The organism is Ruminococcus albus AD2013, from assembly GCF_000526775.1.
GTDB classification, from domain to species: Bacteria; Bacillota; Clostridia; order Oscillospirales; family Ruminococcaceae; genus Hominimerdicola; species Hominimerdicola alba_A.
In genome coordinates, this window is record NZ_JAGS01000001.1 from 3,596,346 (window position 1) to 3,612,915 (window position 16,570).

Below are 16,570 nucleotides of genomic sequence, written 5' to 3' on the forward strand. Positions count from 1 at the left end.
TAGAGTAGAATGCCAAGGAAGAGAGCTTTTGGTCAAGCTTTTCGCGAAAAGGTCCTAACGCCGGACGGGCGGATTTCGCGGCAACAAACCAGCGCACTAATCAAACTATGCCGCGAATCAAAGCGCGCGGTCAAGCCTCGCGCTAGCAGGCTTGCGGAGAGCTCGAGAGGCGGAGCCGCTCGGTCAAGGCACCAAAGCGACGCGACAAGAGTGCTTTAAATAGCACAGCAAACTAACGTCCAAATAGGGCGCGGCAATATCAAAAAAAAGGGGGTGTTGCAATCGCAGCACCCTCTAACCATATCCGAACATCAGAGTAAAAAAACATATTAACGGGTGAAATAAGCTGTTTCAGAGCGCACACCCCCAAGCCCTCTTCAAAAAAGAGGACTCGGGGGTGTAATGTTCTGCTGGTTTTATGCTGATTTCAGTTCAAAAAGAGAAATTCCAAGTCGGTTTTCTGAGATCTTAGCAAAAAGCTTCTTTATGTTGTATGCAAGTCCCAGCAAAAGGAACTCAGTTCTGATGTTATTTTTGCCCCTGCACAGGAATCTTCTGAAGCCATGATCCTGTTTCAGTACTCCGAATACGCCTTCAGCCTGTATGCTTCGGTTCATTCTGAGCTGTTTTCCGAATTCTGTCGTTATATTTTCCAGGCTTTCTGTTCTCAGTTCTTTGAACTTATGCGATATAGACAGCGTCTTGTTTCCTTTTGCTTTTGTACAGTTCTGTTTGTATGGACAACCTTCGCAGCTTTCACATCTGTACATAGCTTTTTCGGAAACGAATCCCGTCTTGCTTTTTTCGTGTTTAGTCCCGACTCTCCAAAGTATCCTGCCGGCTTTGCATACGAAAATATCGCCCATTTCGTGGTATTCCATATTCTCGGGTCTGCCGTATTTTGTACGATAATTCCGCTTTTTGCTCTGCTCATAATTTACGGGTTTTATGTATGAGGTCATGTTATGTGATCTGAGATAAAGATAGTTCTCCTCGCTCTCATAACCCGCATCACAGATGATGTTTTTCAATACAAACAGCTCCAGATCGTTGAGCTTTGACAGAAACGGGATCAGCGTATTTACATCGCTCCGTTCGCTTGAAACGTCTATACCTACAATATACTCGCCTTCCACTGCTGCCTGTATGTTGTATCCGGGTTTCAGCTGACCGTTTCTCATATGGTCTTCCTTCATGTGCATGAATGTTGCATCGGTATCTGTCTTTGAAAAGCTGTTCCTTCCGTCAAAAAGGCTGTTGTAATAGTCATACTGTGCCATTTTATCGCGATATCCTTCCAGCTTTTCAAGTGCTTTCTGATATGATGATTTATGATGTCCTTTTCCGTAAACTCGTTCAATACCGAATTTTATCATAAGAGATGACAGGGTCGAGATCATATCCGATACTCCTGTATTTTCGGGGAATCTCACACCATAAGCATAATTTATCTCATCAAGTATCTCAGGCAGTTTGGTACGAAGTTTCTGCTCGTTTTTTGAGACCGCCTTTTTCCAGACGAATGTATATCTGTTTGCATTAGCTTCGATCTTGGTGCCATCAATGAACAGGTTCTCACCGCTTATCTCTTTCATATTCAAAAGATACTTTACAACAGCGTAAAACACACGCTCGATCTGTTCTCCAATTTTCTGTCGAAATCTTGAGATAGTGCTGTGATCCGGAGCTCCAAAGCCATCGAGAAGCCACATGAAATGGATATCCCTTTTGCAGAGCTGTTCGATCTTTCGGCTTGAAAAAGAGTCGTTCATGTAGCCGTAGATGAGTATCTTCATCATGATATCCTCGGGTATGGCGCCATTCCACTTGCTTATTATCGTGTATTCTTCTTTTTGATAGATCTCATCTATAACATTGCTCAATACTCTGACAGGTGAGCTTTCTTCGATGTAGATCTCATAATTCATGTTAAGACGCACTTGACAATTTCTCATTTTTGTGGTACAATCCTTTCGTTGGTTTGATGTTATATTTGCAATTACATTATACCACAAAATGAGACGCCTGGCACTACCTTTTTGGTGTGTCAGGCGTCTTTTTCTTTGTTGGGGCTGCAACAGCCCCATTCTATATGAGGAAAATTATTGCCGCGCCCGAAATCAACGGCGGTACGCTCGTTGATTTCTCGACCCGTCAGGGGCGAAACGTCCACCGCAGTCCCCACATAAAACCGTCAAAATCCCCAAACTAACACCCCACCCTCTGTGCAAACAAATGATTTTAAATTTAACTCGGACATATTTCTGCAAGAGTTGTACAAAAACGTACAACTTTTCGGCGTTTTTGACTGATGGTAAGAAAGAAGATCCCGCCTGTTTGCCGCACGGAATGTGCAGTAAATGAGCGTTTATATATAAAGCCCAGTGCGCACGATGGCAGGCGTGCCTGACACTGCGTCTAAGGACACACGGTTTGGCGTGCTATACTGTACAGGGCTTAGCAGCTTGACAACTGAATATTGATCGGACATATTGTAATAAAATATCCCTCTCTGCATCTTTACTTTTTTGGTGATATGTGCTATAATTATATAGTTGAAAATACTTCCATAAGGAGGAAAAACAAATGCAGATAACAGAAACTCAGCTGGCACAGGTCAATGACCGTATACGTGCGCTGATAGCATCAAACAGCTTCTACGGCAAAAAGCTGGAAGAAGCAGGCATAACCGAAGTACATACTCCCGAAGAATTCGCAAAGCTCCCTTTCTCCGAAAAGAAAGACCTTCGTGACGCATATCCTCTGGGTCTTATGACAGCCCCCGAAGAGGAGATAGTTCGTATACATTCTTCATCGGGAACAACAGGTACTCCCGTAATTATCCCCTATACCGCCAAGGACGTTGACGACTGGGGCGAAATGTTCAAGCGCTGCTATGAGGTAGCAGGCATCACCAATAAGGACAGGATCCAGATAACTCCCGGCTACGGTCTGTGGACTGCGGGCATCGGTTTCCAGAACGGTTGTGAAAAACTGGGCGCTATGGCTGTGCCTATGGGTCCCGGAAATACCGAGAAACAGCTTGAAATGATGCAGGCGCTTGAAACTACCGTGCTTTGCTCGACTTCTTCCTATGCACTTCTTCTTGCAGAAGAGATACAGAAGCGCGGAATCAAGGATAAGATACATCTTAAAAAGGGCGTTATCGGTTCCGAGAGATGGTCTGATAAAATGCGTGAGCGTATCTCAAACGAACTTGGCATCGAGCTTTATGATATTTACGGACTTACCGAGATATACGGTCCCGGTATCGGTATAAACTGCGAGCATAACACAGGTATGCACATCTGGGACGACTATCTCTATCTTGAAATTATCGACCCCAAGACAGGCGAAAATGTTCCCGACGGCGAATGGGGCGAGATAGTTATAACCACTCTCGTGAAAGAGGGCGCACCCCTTATCCGCTACAGAACACACGACCTCTCCCGTATCATTCCCGGTGAATGTCCCTGCGGCAGAAAGTATCCCCGCATAGATACCATCAGGGGCAGAACAGATGATATGATGAAGATAAAGGGCGTTAACGTGTTCCCAAGCCAGATAGAGGAAGTGCTTGCCGAATTTGAAGAGATATCCAGCGAGTACCAGATACGTATATCTCACCTTGATGGCAAGGATACCATGCGTATCTATGTCGAGACCAACGGTCACGTTGATTTTGCCGAGCTTTCAAAGCACATAGCAGAACGTGTCAAGAGCAAGATAGGCTTCACTCCGATCGTCAAGGTAGTCGAGATAGGCGTGCTTCCCAGAAGCATGAAGAAGACCGCCCGTGTTATCGACGAAAGGTTTGATTGATACTATTATATTAAACATTCCCGAGACCCGACATTTATATTCTGTCGGGTCTTTTCATGGGCTTTGCTGCCATGCTCCTCAAAAAAACAGAGAAATATACAAAAATATTAAATAGCCGTAAAATCTTTGTATGTGCTCCCGCCCCCTTGAAATAACAGAAAAATCATGATATAATAAACAAAATGCCCCTGACGGACAGCGGGGCGGAGTTTATGGGTATAATGACAGGAGTAATATTATGGCAAAGAAAACGTTGATACTGCTTTGTGCGCTGGCGCTGAGTATTTCTGCTGCGGGCTGCGGCAAAAATAACAGTTCTGAAAATGACAGCACATCAAGCAGTCTGGTTACGGAGGAGAAGGGCATGAAGGGTACAAGGCTAACGGCAGAAAATGCAAAGCAGGTCGGCAGAACTTATCTTGATGATGAGGGGACTCTGTGGTGTGCGCTCAGCGGTTCGGGTGTTGAATTTGAATTCACAGGGAAAAACCTCGATATCATCATCGAGAGCGATAAGGTAACCTCTACAGGTCCGAGGGATCATTATTCAAGGCTTGCCATACTTGTGGACGGCGAGCGCGTTGTCGATGATATGCTCAACGACGGCATCAAAAAGTATTCCCCGATACAGGGCGATACCGAGGTCACAAAGACTGTGCAGATAATCAAGCTTTCCGAAACAGCCATGTCATGCTTCGGAATACTGCCGATAAATCTTGAAGAGGGTGCTACCATAAAGCCAACCGCATCAAAACCCCATAAGATAGAGTTCATAGGCGATTCCATAACCTGCGGATACGGTGTTGATGACGAAGATCCGACCCATGGTTTTGCTACATCCACCGAGGACGTCACCAGGGCATATGCCTATAAAACAGCACAGAATCTGGGTGCTGATTACAGTATGTTCTCCATAAGCGGCTGGGGCATAATCTCGGGCTGGACCGGCAACGGCGAACAGCATCCCGAACAGCAGATACCTCTTTATTACGAAAAACAGGCTTTCTCCTACGGCGGTTTTGATGATGTTGAAGCGCAGTCGCTTGACTGGGATTTCTCGCGCTATCAGCCCGAACTTGTGGTGATAAATCTCGGCACCAACGATGACAGCTACTGCAAGTCAGATGAAGACAAACGCGCGGCTTACGTTGAGGGCTATGTTGAATTTCTGAAGACAGTCCGCAAGAATAACCCCGATGCAAGGATACTCTGTGTACTGGGTATAATGGGCGATAACCTTTATCCCTGCGTTGAAAAGGCGGTATCGGATTACAGCGCCGAAACAGGGGACGCTAATATATCCGCATTCCATCTTGAGCCCCAGAAGCCCGAGGACGGACTCGTAGCTGATTATCACCCCACCGAAACCACCCATACCAAGGCGGCAGAAGCACTTACCGCTGAAATAAAGCGCGTAATGGGCTGGTGAGACTGCGGTAAACGAAAAACTCTGTCGGGAATGTGCGAAATAATAAGCATCGTCATCTGATGGTGCTGATAATATAAGGAAGTGACATTATGAATAAACTGCTTGAAGCAGGAAAGATAGTTTCGGTGTTCGGATTGAAAGGCGAGGTCAAGGTACAGCCCTGGTGCGATACCCCTGATTTCCTCTGTGAGTTCGATACGCTGTACTACAAAAGCGGTACGCCTGTTGAGGTGGAACGTGCAAGAGTTCAGAAGAATATAGTAGTTATGAAGATAAAGGGCGTAGATTCGGTGGAAGAAGCCCAGAAGATACGCAACCGCGTGCTTTATCTCGACAGGGAAGACGTTGAACTGGGCGAGGACACATATTTTGTGCAGGACCTGATAGGCCTGAAAGTCATCGACCTGAACAGCGGCAGGGAATACGGTGTGCTTACTGAAGTCAGCGAGACAGGCGCTAATGATGTATACCATATTAAAAGCGAGAGCGGCAAGATGTACTACATTCCTGCCATACCCTCTGTTATCGCAGAAACCGACGTTGAGGGTGGCGTTATGAAGATAACTCCTCTGGAGGGACTTTTTGACGATGCGGAGGAAATAAGATGAATATAGATATCGCAACGCTTTTTCCCGAGATGCTGGAGAATTATCTTTCACAGAGTATTGTGGGCAGGGCGAGGGCAAAGGATATATTCACTGTAAAGTGTCACGACATACGTGCATATACTAAGGATAAGCACAGAAGGGTCGATGATACGCCTTACAGTGAACAAAAGGGTATGCTCATGCAGTGCGACCCCATATTCAACTGCTTTGAAGCCGTGACCGAGGGGCGTGAAAGACCTCATGTGATATATATGTCACCTCAGGGCAAAACGCTTACTCAGCAGAGATGCAGAGAACTGGCGGCGATGGATAACATTTTTATACTTTGCGGACATTACGAGGGGGTTGACGAGCGCATCATCGAAACTCTGGTGGACGAGGAGATATCCATAGGCGACTATGTGCTGACAGGCGGCGAGCTTCCTGCGCTTGTACTTGTGGATTCGGTGGTGCGTATGCTGGAGGGTACCCTCTCACAGCCCGACTGCTATGAAGACGAGAGCCATTATAATGGTCTTCTGGAGTATCCGCAGTATACAAGACCCGAGGTATGGCACGATATGAGAGTTCCCGAGATACTGCTTTCGGGACATCACGCAAACATCAAAAAATGGCGTCATGAACAGGCTCTTATCACTACTGCAAAGAAGCGCCCCGAGCTTTTGGAAAAGCTTGAACTGACAGATGAAGATTTGGCAATAATACACAAAGTCGTCGATTTTAACAAATAAACATGGTATATGTATTGGGCATAACTGATAAAGATGTTAAAAAGCTTTGGACAGAATGATACAAAATATGTTGACTTATTGTACAACTTTAACTATCTATATTGACAATTGTTAACCTTTTATGGGTGAAACTTACGAAAATAACGCCCGCGGCGGTGGTTTGTTCAAAATTTGCGTTGACTAAAAGGGCGTTGTCGGGTATAATATATTACATGAACAGGGGGAAAAAACTCCCACGACTCATAATAGGGACTGTGAAAATGTTTTATTAACTAATAGGGATTGGAGAGATCGCATCATGTTACAGAATACTGTTGTTGTTCAGAATCAGGTAGGTCTGCATGCTCGTCCTGCTACATTCTTCATTCAGAAGGCAAATGAATTCAAGTCTTCCATCTGGATCGAGAAAGAGGACAGAAGAGTAAACGCTAAGAGCCTGCTGGGTATTCTTTCACTGGGTATCGTTGGCGGTACTACTATCAAGATCATCGCTGACGGCGCTGACGAGGAAGAAGCTGTAAAGGGTCTGGTTGATCTGGTTGACAGCGGCTTCGCTGAGGAAGCAAGATAATTTCGATCTGAATAAAAGTGACAGACTGTCCATACGGCAGTCTGTTTTTTTGTTAAAATGCACCTCGATCGATGCTTATCAACAAAATGTTCAATGGTTACAAAATAGTATCGCTCATGTAGAATTTCATTGGCTGAATTTGTTGAAAATACACAATGAGACTTTCGATTTTACAATATATTCACACATTCGGGAGAAAAATATGTTACAATTTGTAACATATCGAAAGCTCGAATGGGTGATTTCGGTCAAAGTGAAAAGTTTTTTTGAGAAATCTACGCTTTTTACTATAAAAGACTTGCAAAATCCTGATTTTTTTGTTATAATTATTGTAAGCGAATGTTTTGCTATTAAAAGGGCAAAACAAAACACGACAATAAAATTTGCAAGTAGAGGGGATCAAATTATGTCAAACAGATTATTTCAAAGCGTTGTTCATCAGATGCGAGACACTATCGACTGCGTTATCGGTGTAATTGACGAGACTGCGACCATAATCGCCTGCTCGGAACTGGCACAGGTAGGTACAACTAATGAGTTCGTTTCGCTCGATCTGGGAGACTCCCATGATATCTTTGTGCGTGACGGCTACACCTACAAGCCTTTCGGCGCTCACATGAAGCCCGATTATGCTGTATTCGTTGAAGGCACTGACGAAGTGGCTGCAAAGTATGCGAGCATACTGGCTATCACTCTGTCCAGCATCAAGCAGTATTATGATGAGAAGTACGACAGAAACAACTTCATCAAGAATGTTGTACTCGACAATGTTCTGCCCGGTGATGTTCATGTCAAGGCGAGAGAACTGCACTTCAGCTCGGATATCTCGAGAGTTGTTCTGCTTATAAGGATCGTTTCTTCAAACGATGTTTCTGCATACGATGTTATCCAGAACCTGTTCCCCGACAAGAACAAGGATTTTGTCTTCAATATAACCGAGAGCGACATCGTACTGGTAAAGGAAGTTGCCGCAGGTGTTGAGACAAAGGATCTGGAAAAGCTGGCAAGAAGTATCTCGGATACTCTGTCAAGCGAATTCTATACAAGAGTAAATGTCGGCATCGGTACTGTTATCGAGGGCGTCAGGGATCTTGCGCGTTCTTTCAAGGAAGCTCAGGTATCTCTCGAAGTCGGCAAGGTGTTCGATACTGACAAGAATATCGTTTCCTACGATGATCTGGGTATCGCTAGGCTGATATACCATCTGCCTACTACCCTGTGCGAGACTTTCCTGAAGGAAGTATTCAAGAAGGGCTCTATAGATTCTCTCGATCACGAGACACTGTTCACTATACAGAAGTTCTTCGAGAACAACCTGAACGTGTCCGAGACTTCGAGAAAACTGTTCGTACACAGAAATACTCTTGTGTACAGACTTGAAAAGATCAAAAAACTCACCGGGCTCGACCTGAGAGAGTTTGACCACGCGATCATTTTCAAGATCGCACTCATGGTGAAGAAGTATCTCTCCGCCAACCCCGTCAAATTCTAAGGAAAAGCCTGTGGGTACGGGCGTTTATGTCCGTAAACTTTAAGGCGGTGTAAAATTTTGGTAGAGTTTCAGGATGTGTCGGTCACCTATAATTCAAGCGGTGTCGATGCGTTAAACAAGATCAATCTCAAGATCAATGACGGCGATTTCGCTTTCGTGGTCGGACCCTCGGGTGCGGGTAAATCCACCCTTATCAAGCTGGTACTTAAAGAAATAGATGCGACCAGCGGAACTGTTCTGGTAAACGGCTTCAATCTGAAAAAACTCAGAAGAGGCAAAGTACCTGCGCTGAGAAGAACTATCGGCGTTGTATTCCAGGATTTCAGACTTATACCAACTATGACGGTATATGAGAACGTGGCATTCGTGCTGCGTGTTATAGACGCTCCCGCAAAGTATATCAGGAGCAGAGTACCTTATGTTATAAGCCTTGTAGGTCTTTCGGACAAGGCTAAGTGTTATCCTACCGAGCTTTCGGGCGGTGAGCAGCAGCGTGTGGCATTGGCAAGAGCCCTTGTCAACGATCCCCAGCTGATAATCGCGGATGAGCCTACGGGTAACATCGACCCTGCGCTTTCTTACGAGATAGTTGAGTTGCTGAAAAGCATCAACGAATGCGGTACCACCATACTGATGGTAACTCACGAGCATGATCTGGTGCGCTATTTCGGCGGACGTATCATCAATATCAACAAGGGAAGCATTGACTTCGATGAGGTAGTAGGAGGTGCGCAGGATGAAAGCTAGCAGCCTTCGTTACCTTGTCCATCAGGGCGTTTCAGGTATATGGAAAAACAGGATGATGACTTTCGCTTCGTTCTGTATATTGCTTGTCAGCCTGCTTATGGTCGGTCTGGCGAGCCTTACCGCGATAAATCTCACAAGGATAATAAGCGGTATCGAAGACAAGAGTGAGGTAGTAGTCGTTATAAACGACAATGCTACCGAGGAAAACGAAAAGGAACTGAAAGAGCATCTCAAGGCTATACCCAATGTTAATACGATAGAGCTTTACAGCAAGGAAGAAGCCTGGAAGGGTATGCTCGACAGTATGACAGAGGAAGAACGCGCATTTTTCAAGTATGCGGATGAGAACCCTCTGCCCGACACTTACAGACTGACTGTCAAGGATATTGAGATAATGAGTGATACCACCGCTCAGATCGAAACACTTGACTACGTTGATTCCACACAGTCACCTACATCTTTTGCAGATGTGCTTATCAGTATCAGAAGAATATTCTCGATAATAGCTGTGGCTGTTGTGTCTGCACTTGTCGTAGTAAGTCTGGTAATTATCTCCAATACCACCAGGGCAAGCGTTTTTGCAAGACGTAAGGAGATAAATATAATGAAATATGTCGGCGCGACCAATGCGTTCATAAGGATACCTTTCTTTGTGGAAGGCATGATAGTTGGTCTGGTTGCGGCTATCGGTGCGCTGCTTATGACAAAATTTGCCTATGAGGGTGTTTACAACATCTTCAGTGATGACTCGGTAATATGGGTCATCATGGGTATGAAGAAGCTCTACTCATTCAAGGAGCTGCTGTTCCCCGTAAGTATATCTTATCTTGCAGCAGGTGCCGTTATCGGCGCAGTAGGTACTTCTATCAGTACAGGCAAACACCTCAAGGTGTAATAACAATAAGCGCGATAAGGGAGATAAAGCGCTTATCGAATTGACAGATCAGGCAGGGGACGGGGTCGATCGTTTTCTGCCTTTTTCTTTAGGAAATTGTTGTGGCATTTTTCTGAACAAACAAAAAATCGACGTTTTGTGTAAAGATCCTGCGGAATAAAAAAGATAGAAATACCCGCAGTATTACGGAGGAATTCAAAATGAGCAAACTGACAGGCTTTAAGAAGGCAGCAGCGTGTACAGCAGCTGTAATTATCTGCGCTTCAGCTTTTTCAGGTGCAGGTAACGGTATGATCAATGCGGACCGCGGTCATGCGTTGAGTTCGGAGCTTCAGGATAATTATAAGGATATCGCTTCAAAGAAGAAGAACATCGATGAACTTATAGCTAAGCAGGAAGAACTCGACAAGAAAATTGCCGATACCAAGAACGATATCTCTGCAGAGCAAGAAAACAAGGAAGCTATCGAGGAGCAGATAGCAACAGTACAGAAGACTATACTCGCACTGAATGAGACTATTTCTGAAACCCAGGACGAGATATCTGCACTGGAGGTCTCAATTGCGGAGAAAGAAGTTCAGGTAGCTGAACAGCACGAGCAGATAGTACAGGGCGTGGGCGATTTCAAGGTAAGGCTCAAGGCTATGTACGTTGCAGGCAATAATACATATTCGGATATCATCATCGGTGCTTCGGATTTTTATGATATGCTCATGAAGATGGAACTGGTCAAGAGAGTTGCCGAGCACGATGATAATATGATAGATGATCTTATCGCACTGAAGGATCAGTATGAAGCGGACGAGGCTGAACTCAATGCGCAGAAGGCTGAACTGGAAGTTAAGCAGGCTGATCTTGAAACACAGAAGGAAGCTAACGAAAAGCAGAGGGACAAGCTTGCTCAGCTTGTTTCGGAGAGCCAGATCAGTATCGATAAGATGAGTGAGAATAAGGAACTGTATGAAAACAATCTTGCTATAATTGAGCAGGAGAGAAAGCAGTTTGAGAAGGACCTTGATGACCTCTATAAGGAGCGTCAGGCGATCAAGGCTGAAGAAAAGAAAAAGGCTGACGAGGAGAAGGCTCGTCAGGAAGAAGAACGCAGGAAGAAGGAAGAAGAGGAAAAGGCTCGTGAGGAAGCTGAAAAGCGTCAGCGCGAGGAAGATGCCAAGAAGGCTGAGCAGGACGATAACGACGTTCAGGACAACGATGATGTTGACGATAACGGCGGAAGCAATAATGTTGACGCAGATGACGGCGACATTAGCAACAGCGCATCGGATGATGATGACAGCGCCGAATACGTTCCACCCGCACCGGCACCCTCGGCGGGCAAGAATGCGGCTTACGGCTACACAAACTCGAAGTCCAATCTGACATGGCCTGTACCCGGTCACTATAATATCTCCTTTGGATTTGGCTGGCGTAACTCCGGTTCCCTTTACGGCAACCACAAGGGTATTGATATCTATGACAGCCAGATATACAATGCAGAGATCTGTGCGGCTGAGGAAGGTACAGTCATAAGAGTTGAGAACTACTGTACTCACGATTACGGCAAGAACTACTCTTGCGGCTGCGGCGGCGGATACGGCAGATACTGCATTATTGAGCATCCCGATGGAAAGTGGACACTTTACGGTCATGCAAACAATATCATCGTATCTGTTGGTCAGCACGTAGAAAAGGAGCAGGTAATCGGTTATGTCGGCTCTACGGGTCATTCTACCGGACCTCATACCCATTTCGAGGTACAGGTAGATATGGGCGGCTATATGGCTCAGGTTGACCCCTCTAACTATGTATAATTTCTGTTAGTATCAAGCGGCATAGATAATATGCCGCTATGATGCTTTACAGCTTCTTCTTTTTGCCTAAAAGGAGTGTAAAATGAGCAAGCGTAAGGGCTTTATTAGGATACTGTCGCTGTCGGCGGCGGTTTGCATAACGTTCACTGCGGTCAGCAGCGGTATAAACGCTGAAAAGGTCAATGCGGATTATGACTACGGTTATGATTACGGCTACGACTATGGCGGATATACAAACTATGATTACAGCGGCGGCTATGGCTACGATACCTACAGCGGTGACTACGGTTACAGTGATGATTACGGCTACAGCGGAGATGATTACGGTTACAGCGGTGACTATGGTTACAGCGGTGATTATAGTGGTGACTACGGCTGGACAGACCCGAATCAGACCTGGACCGATCCTGATCAGACATGGACGGACAACGGACAGTCGGGGACGACCGATAATACAGCAGTGACACAGACACCTGCTGACAGCGGGGCTGTCACGGGGAAGAGCGATGTTACAAAGCACGCTGAGGATCTGAGGTATATCATCGGCAAGCAGTCGGCACTGAAAGTTGAGATATCCGATGCGGAGACTGCTATCCGTGAGGAGGAAAAGATGCTCAAGAGCATCAGAAAGCGCACGGAAGAGCTGGATAACGAGCTGTATATCCTCAACAGGTCGATGTCAGTGCTGGAATTGCAGGTCAACAGCAACAGGCGTGAACTTGACCGTATAAACGGCAATATCGAAAACGGCGTGGAACGCCTGAAAATGAGGATGAGGGCTCTTTATCTTTCGGGCTCCGATTCTTATACCACGGTACTGCTGGAATCCAACAGCTTTTATGATATCCTTATGCGCATGGAGCTTATCAAGCGCGTAGCGGAACATGATGACCGAATAATCGAAGAACTTTACGCTTTGCAGGATACCTGTCAGGCAAAGCAGGCAAATCTTGATAAACAGCAGGCTGAACTTGACAAGCAGTATGCTCTGTTTGATGCGAAGAAAGCAAAGCTTGATGAGATATACAATTCATCGGCACAGGCTAAGGAACTTCTTAGAGAAAAGCAGAAGAAACTGAAAGAGCAGGAAGCTCAGTTCAATCTGGAGAAGATAAAGACAGCTGAAAGTCTTGGCGCGATATTAATGCCGACTATCGGTGCTGTGCCTTTCGATGAAGAAGTTGCGGCGACGGAAGAACTTGCCAACGAGAGGCTGAAAGAACTTCACGAGAACATCAAGCAGCGTGTCAAGGACGGCGAGGAGATACCCGAAAATGAGCCGACTTATACCTTTGCATGGCCTGTTCCTCAGGACTATACCATAAATTCGGGCGTGGGCGCGCGCTGGGGCACTTACCATAAGGGCGTTGATATCAACGGCGACCACGGATATGAGATACACGCCTGTGAGACAGGTACTGTCATAATGACGAACACAACCTGTACCCATGACTACGGCAAGTACGAATCCTGCGGCTGCGGCGGCGGATATGGCAACTTCATAATAATCGACCACGGCAATGATTTCCTGACCCTGTACGGACATCTTACAAAGGTGCTTGTTGAACCCGGCGATGTTGTAAGACAGGGCGACCTTATCGGACTGATGGGTACAACGGGTTATTCCACAGGCGATCATCTGCATCTGGAGATAAGGTATCAGGGATATGTGCTCAATCCTATCAATTATCTGGATCTGACTATTGATCCTAACGGCGGTGACAGACCTCTTGTTAACGATAAGGACGAAGATACCATTACCGTTGTTGAGACTAACAAGGACAAGAAGGACGAGAGTTCCAAAGCTGACGAGGAAAAGAAGAACGAAAGCTCCAAGGCTGAAGAAGATAAGAAGGTCGAAAGTTCAAAGAAGGAAACAGACTCCAAAAAGGAGACCGATCCCAACGATGACTGAGTCCTCGGGCAGAGGGTACATTTGATGTATGCTTTGCTGTTACAGTGAGAAAAAACATAATATTATCAGCAGGCGGAAATGTGATGTTTCCGCCTGCTTTTTAGCGTGTTGCGGAGATTTGCGGGAAGTTTTCTGGTCAGCAGACAGCAGCCTTTCAGGGTTGACTAAACGGTGGAAATATGTTATAATTATATAAATTTTTATTGTAGGGAATGACCAAATTCCCGACAAGTGCTGTGTATCGGAGAATACCCGAAAAACAGCGGAAAAAGGAGGTAGTCTTTTATGAAAATGACAGTCAGTCAGGCTATGGTCGAATGTTTGAAGGCAGAGGAGATAAAGGTCGTCTACGGCTACCCAGGTGCGGCTATCTGCCCGTTTTACGATGCTCTGCTTGACGCTGACAAGGATATAAAGCACGTTCTGGTAAGGCATGAAGCCAACGGCGGTCATGCAGCCAGCGGATACGCAAGGATATCGGGAAAGCCCGCGGTCTGTATAGCGACTTCCGGTCCCGGTGCGGTGAACCTGATAACCGCCATCGCAACAGCTTATGCTGATTCCATACCGATAGTCTGCATAACAGGTCAGGTAAACACCGACCAGATAGGTTCCGATGTCTTTCAGGAGGCTGACGTAACAGGTGCGGCTGAACCCTTTGTGAAACACAGCTATCTTCTTAAAAACCCCGATGATGTGGGCAGAGTGTTCAAGGAAGCTTTCTATATCGCAGGTACGGGCAGACCCGGCCCTGTGCTGATAGATGTGCCAATGGACGTTCAGAAGATGATGGTGGATTTCAAATATCCCAAAAAGTGCGAGATACGCAGCTACAAGCCCACAGGCAAGGGCAACGCTTTGCAGGTGAAGAGAGTCACCGAAGCGCTGAGAACAGCTGAAAAGCCCCTTATATGCATCGGCGGCGGTGTGTTCGCTTCAAATGCACAGAATGAGGTAGTTGAGCTTTCAAAGAAGCTGAACATACCGGTTATCACAACCATGATGGGTATATCCGTTTTTGCAGACGAAGACCCTCTTTATGTGGGCATGATAGGTACTCACGGTACAAAGCTGGCGAATTACGCTGTGAACGCTTGTGATACCCTGTTCCTGGTGGGTGCCCGTGTGGGTGACCGTGCTGTCAAAACGCCCCTGGAACTGGAAAAAGATACCAAGATACTCCACATAGATATCGACCCTGCGGAGATAGGCAAGAATATCGGTGCTGACCTGCCGCTGGTAGGCGATGCGAAAATGGTACTCAGGCAGATGCTTGATTATCTTGAAAAGCACCCCGAGGGCAATGCAGACCATACAGAGTGGCTGAAACACATCGATGAAAAGCGCGTGCCTGCGGAGTTTGTAAAGCCTGTCAAGGGTACTGTCAATCCCAAGGAGTTCTTACAGAGACTTTCCGAGCGTATGCCTGCGGACGTTAATATCTGCGCTGACGTCGGACAGAACCAGATATGGACAAGCAGATATCAGTTCAAAAAGGGCGGCCGCTTCCTGACATCAGGCGGAATGGGTACTATGGGATATTCTCTGCCTTGTGCCATAGGCGCTAAAATGGCGGACGAGAGCCGTATAACCGTAGCTGTCTGCGGTGACGGCGGTTTCCAGATGAATATGATGGAGCTGGCAACTGCGGTGCAGTATGGTGTTGATGTCAAGGTGGTAGTATTCAAAAATACAAGGCTCGGCATGGTAAGAGAACTTCAGACCAAGGGCTACAACGACAGACAGATGGCGGTATTCCTTGACGGTTCACCTGATTTTGTAAAGCTGGCTGAAGCTTACGGCATACCTGCAATAAGGGTAACGGATAAGAAGTCCGAGGAAAAGGCTATCGAGAAACTGGCGACCGAGAAAGGTATGCTGGTGTGCGAGGTAGTCGTTGACAAGGATTTCCCCACGCTTTAAGAGGTGCGATATGCTGCATTATAAGATACTCAGTTACGGCAATGACTTCGACTGGGGACTGCTGGTAGGTCTTATCTCCCTGAGAGATGAGAACGAGATAGACAGGCAGTTTGAAAAAAGGCTGAACAGTCTTGAAAAGGAAGAACCCTTTGCCGATGATATGTCCGCAAGGCTTATGGCTGAGCTGGATAATTCCCGAAGGACAGGGGAGTATGCTGTCATAACGCCTAAAGGCAAGGGCTGCATAACCTGTCTGGCTTCTTCGATCAAATTCGGGCTGATGGTGCTGGATTCGGAGAAGGACGGACAGCCTGTCATAACAAAGGCGGGAGCTGTCAATGGCAGGGTGCTGGAATGGCTGTCGGAGAGAGGTGAACATACTCTTGTGCTGACGGACAACGAGTGCGGTCAGCTGAGAGAGGTGCTCTCGCTGGTGGGCAACGGCATGGCTGACCTGGAATATCAGGGTCAGATATACTCGGCTTACAGCATACGGGAGTGCATGGAAGTTCTTGCGCCCCTGATGGAAAACGGTGCATAAGGTCTGATAAGGAGCGGGATTTGTATAATATTTATATATCAGCACTTTATCACGCCATAACAAGTATGATTTACTGTGATAAATGACT

Annotated in this window: 13 protein-coding genes; 12 read left to right on the forward strand and 1 reads right to left on the reverse strand. The window is 46.3% G+C overall.

Features of this window, described 5'->3' with window-relative positions; genetic code table 11:
- Positions 1-416: 416 nt before the first annotated feature.
- Positions 417-1,955: an IS1182 family transposase gene (locus tag N773_RS0116265; RefSeq protein ID WP_043537886.1), complete on the reverse strand. Its 1,539-nt coding sequence runs from the start codon at positions 1,953-1,955 to the stop codon at positions 417-419.
- 631 nt (positions 1,956-2,586) lie between these two features.
- Here N773_RS0116265 and N773_RS0116270 point away from each other — a divergent pair.
- From N773_RS0116270 to N773_RS0116325, 12 genes are all read left to right on the forward strand, one after another.
- Positions 2,587-3,822: a phenylacetate--CoA ligase family protein gene (locus N773_RS0116270; protein ID WP_024858788.1), complete on the forward strand. Its 1,236-nt coding sequence runs from the start codon at positions 2,587-2,589 to the stop codon at positions 3,820-3,822.
- A gap of 238 nt (positions 3,823-4,060) precedes the next feature.
- Entirely contained in the window at positions 4,061-5,251 is a 1,191-nt protein-coding gene (locus tag N773_RS0116275; RefSeq protein ID WP_024858789.1) for an SGNH/GDSL hydrolase family protein, read from the forward strand.
- 89 nt (positions 5,252-5,340) lie between these two features.
- The gene (gene rimM, locus N773_RS0116280; protein WP_043537889.1) at positions 5,341-5,859 is read left to right on the forward strand and encodes a ribosome maturation factor RimM; all 519 of its coding nucleotides are present in this window, start codon (positions 5,341-5,343) and stop codon (positions 5,857-5,859) included.
- Positions 5,856-6,590, forward strand: a complete 735-nt coding sequence (gene trmD, locus N773_RS0116285) for a tRNA (guanosine(37)-N1)-methyltransferase TrmD (RefSeq protein WP_024858791.1) — start codon at positions 5,856-5,858, stop codon at positions 6,588-6,590. The genes rimM and trmD overlap by 4 nt, the downstream gene beginning before the upstream one ends.
- A gap of 298 nt (positions 6,591-6,888) precedes the next feature.
- Positions 6,889-7,161, forward strand: coding sequence for an HPr family phosphocarrier protein (locus tag N773_RS0116290; RefSeq protein WP_013499335.1), 273 nt, complete (start codon positions 6,889-6,891; stop codon positions 7,159-7,161).
- A gap of 406 nt (positions 7,162-7,567) precedes the next feature.
- Complete coding sequence (locus N773_RS0116295; RefSeq protein WP_024858792.1) at positions 7,568-8,653, forward strand: PucR family transcriptional regulator; 1,086 nt, start codon at positions 7,568-7,570, stop codon at positions 8,651-8,653.
- A 57-nt stretch (positions 8,654-8,710) separates the two neighbouring features.
- A complete protein-coding gene (ftsE, locus tag N773_RS0116300) occupies positions 8,711-9,400 on the forward strand; it encodes a cell division ATP-binding protein FtsE (protein ID WP_024858793.1) in 690 nt (229 codons plus the stop codon).
- Positions 9,390-10,295, forward strand: coding sequence for a permease-like cell division protein FtsX (gene ftsX, locus N773_RS0116305; protein WP_024858794.1), 906 nt, complete (start codon positions 9,390-9,392; stop codon positions 10,293-10,295). The genes ftsE and ftsX overlap by 11 nt, the downstream gene beginning before the upstream one ends.
- 200 nt (positions 10,296-10,495) lie before the next feature.
- Entirely contained in the window at positions 10,496-12,103 is a 1,608-nt protein-coding gene (locus N773_RS0116310; RefSeq protein ID WP_024858795.1) for a murein hydrolase activator EnvC family protein, read from the forward strand.
- An 82-nt stretch (positions 12,104-12,185) separates the two neighbouring features.
- Positions 12,186-14,018: a peptidoglycan DD-metalloendopeptidase family protein gene (locus N773_RS0116315; protein WP_024858796.1), complete on the forward strand. Its 1,833-nt coding sequence runs from the start codon at positions 12,186-12,188 to the stop codon at positions 14,016-14,018.
- Positions 14,019-14,303: 285 nt separating this feature from the next.
- Entirely contained in the window at positions 14,304-15,941 is a 1,638-nt protein-coding gene (gene ilvB, locus N773_RS0116320; protein WP_024858797.1) for a biosynthetic-type acetolactate synthase large subunit, read from the forward strand.
- Positions 15,942-15,951: 10 nt separating this feature from the next.
- The gene (locus N773_RS0116325; RefSeq protein WP_024858798.1) at positions 15,952-16,482 is read left to right on the forward strand and encodes a hypothetical protein; all 531 of its coding nucleotides are present in this window, start codon (positions 15,952-15,954) and stop codon (positions 16,480-16,482) included.
- Positions 16,483-16,570 lie beyond the last annotated feature (88 nt).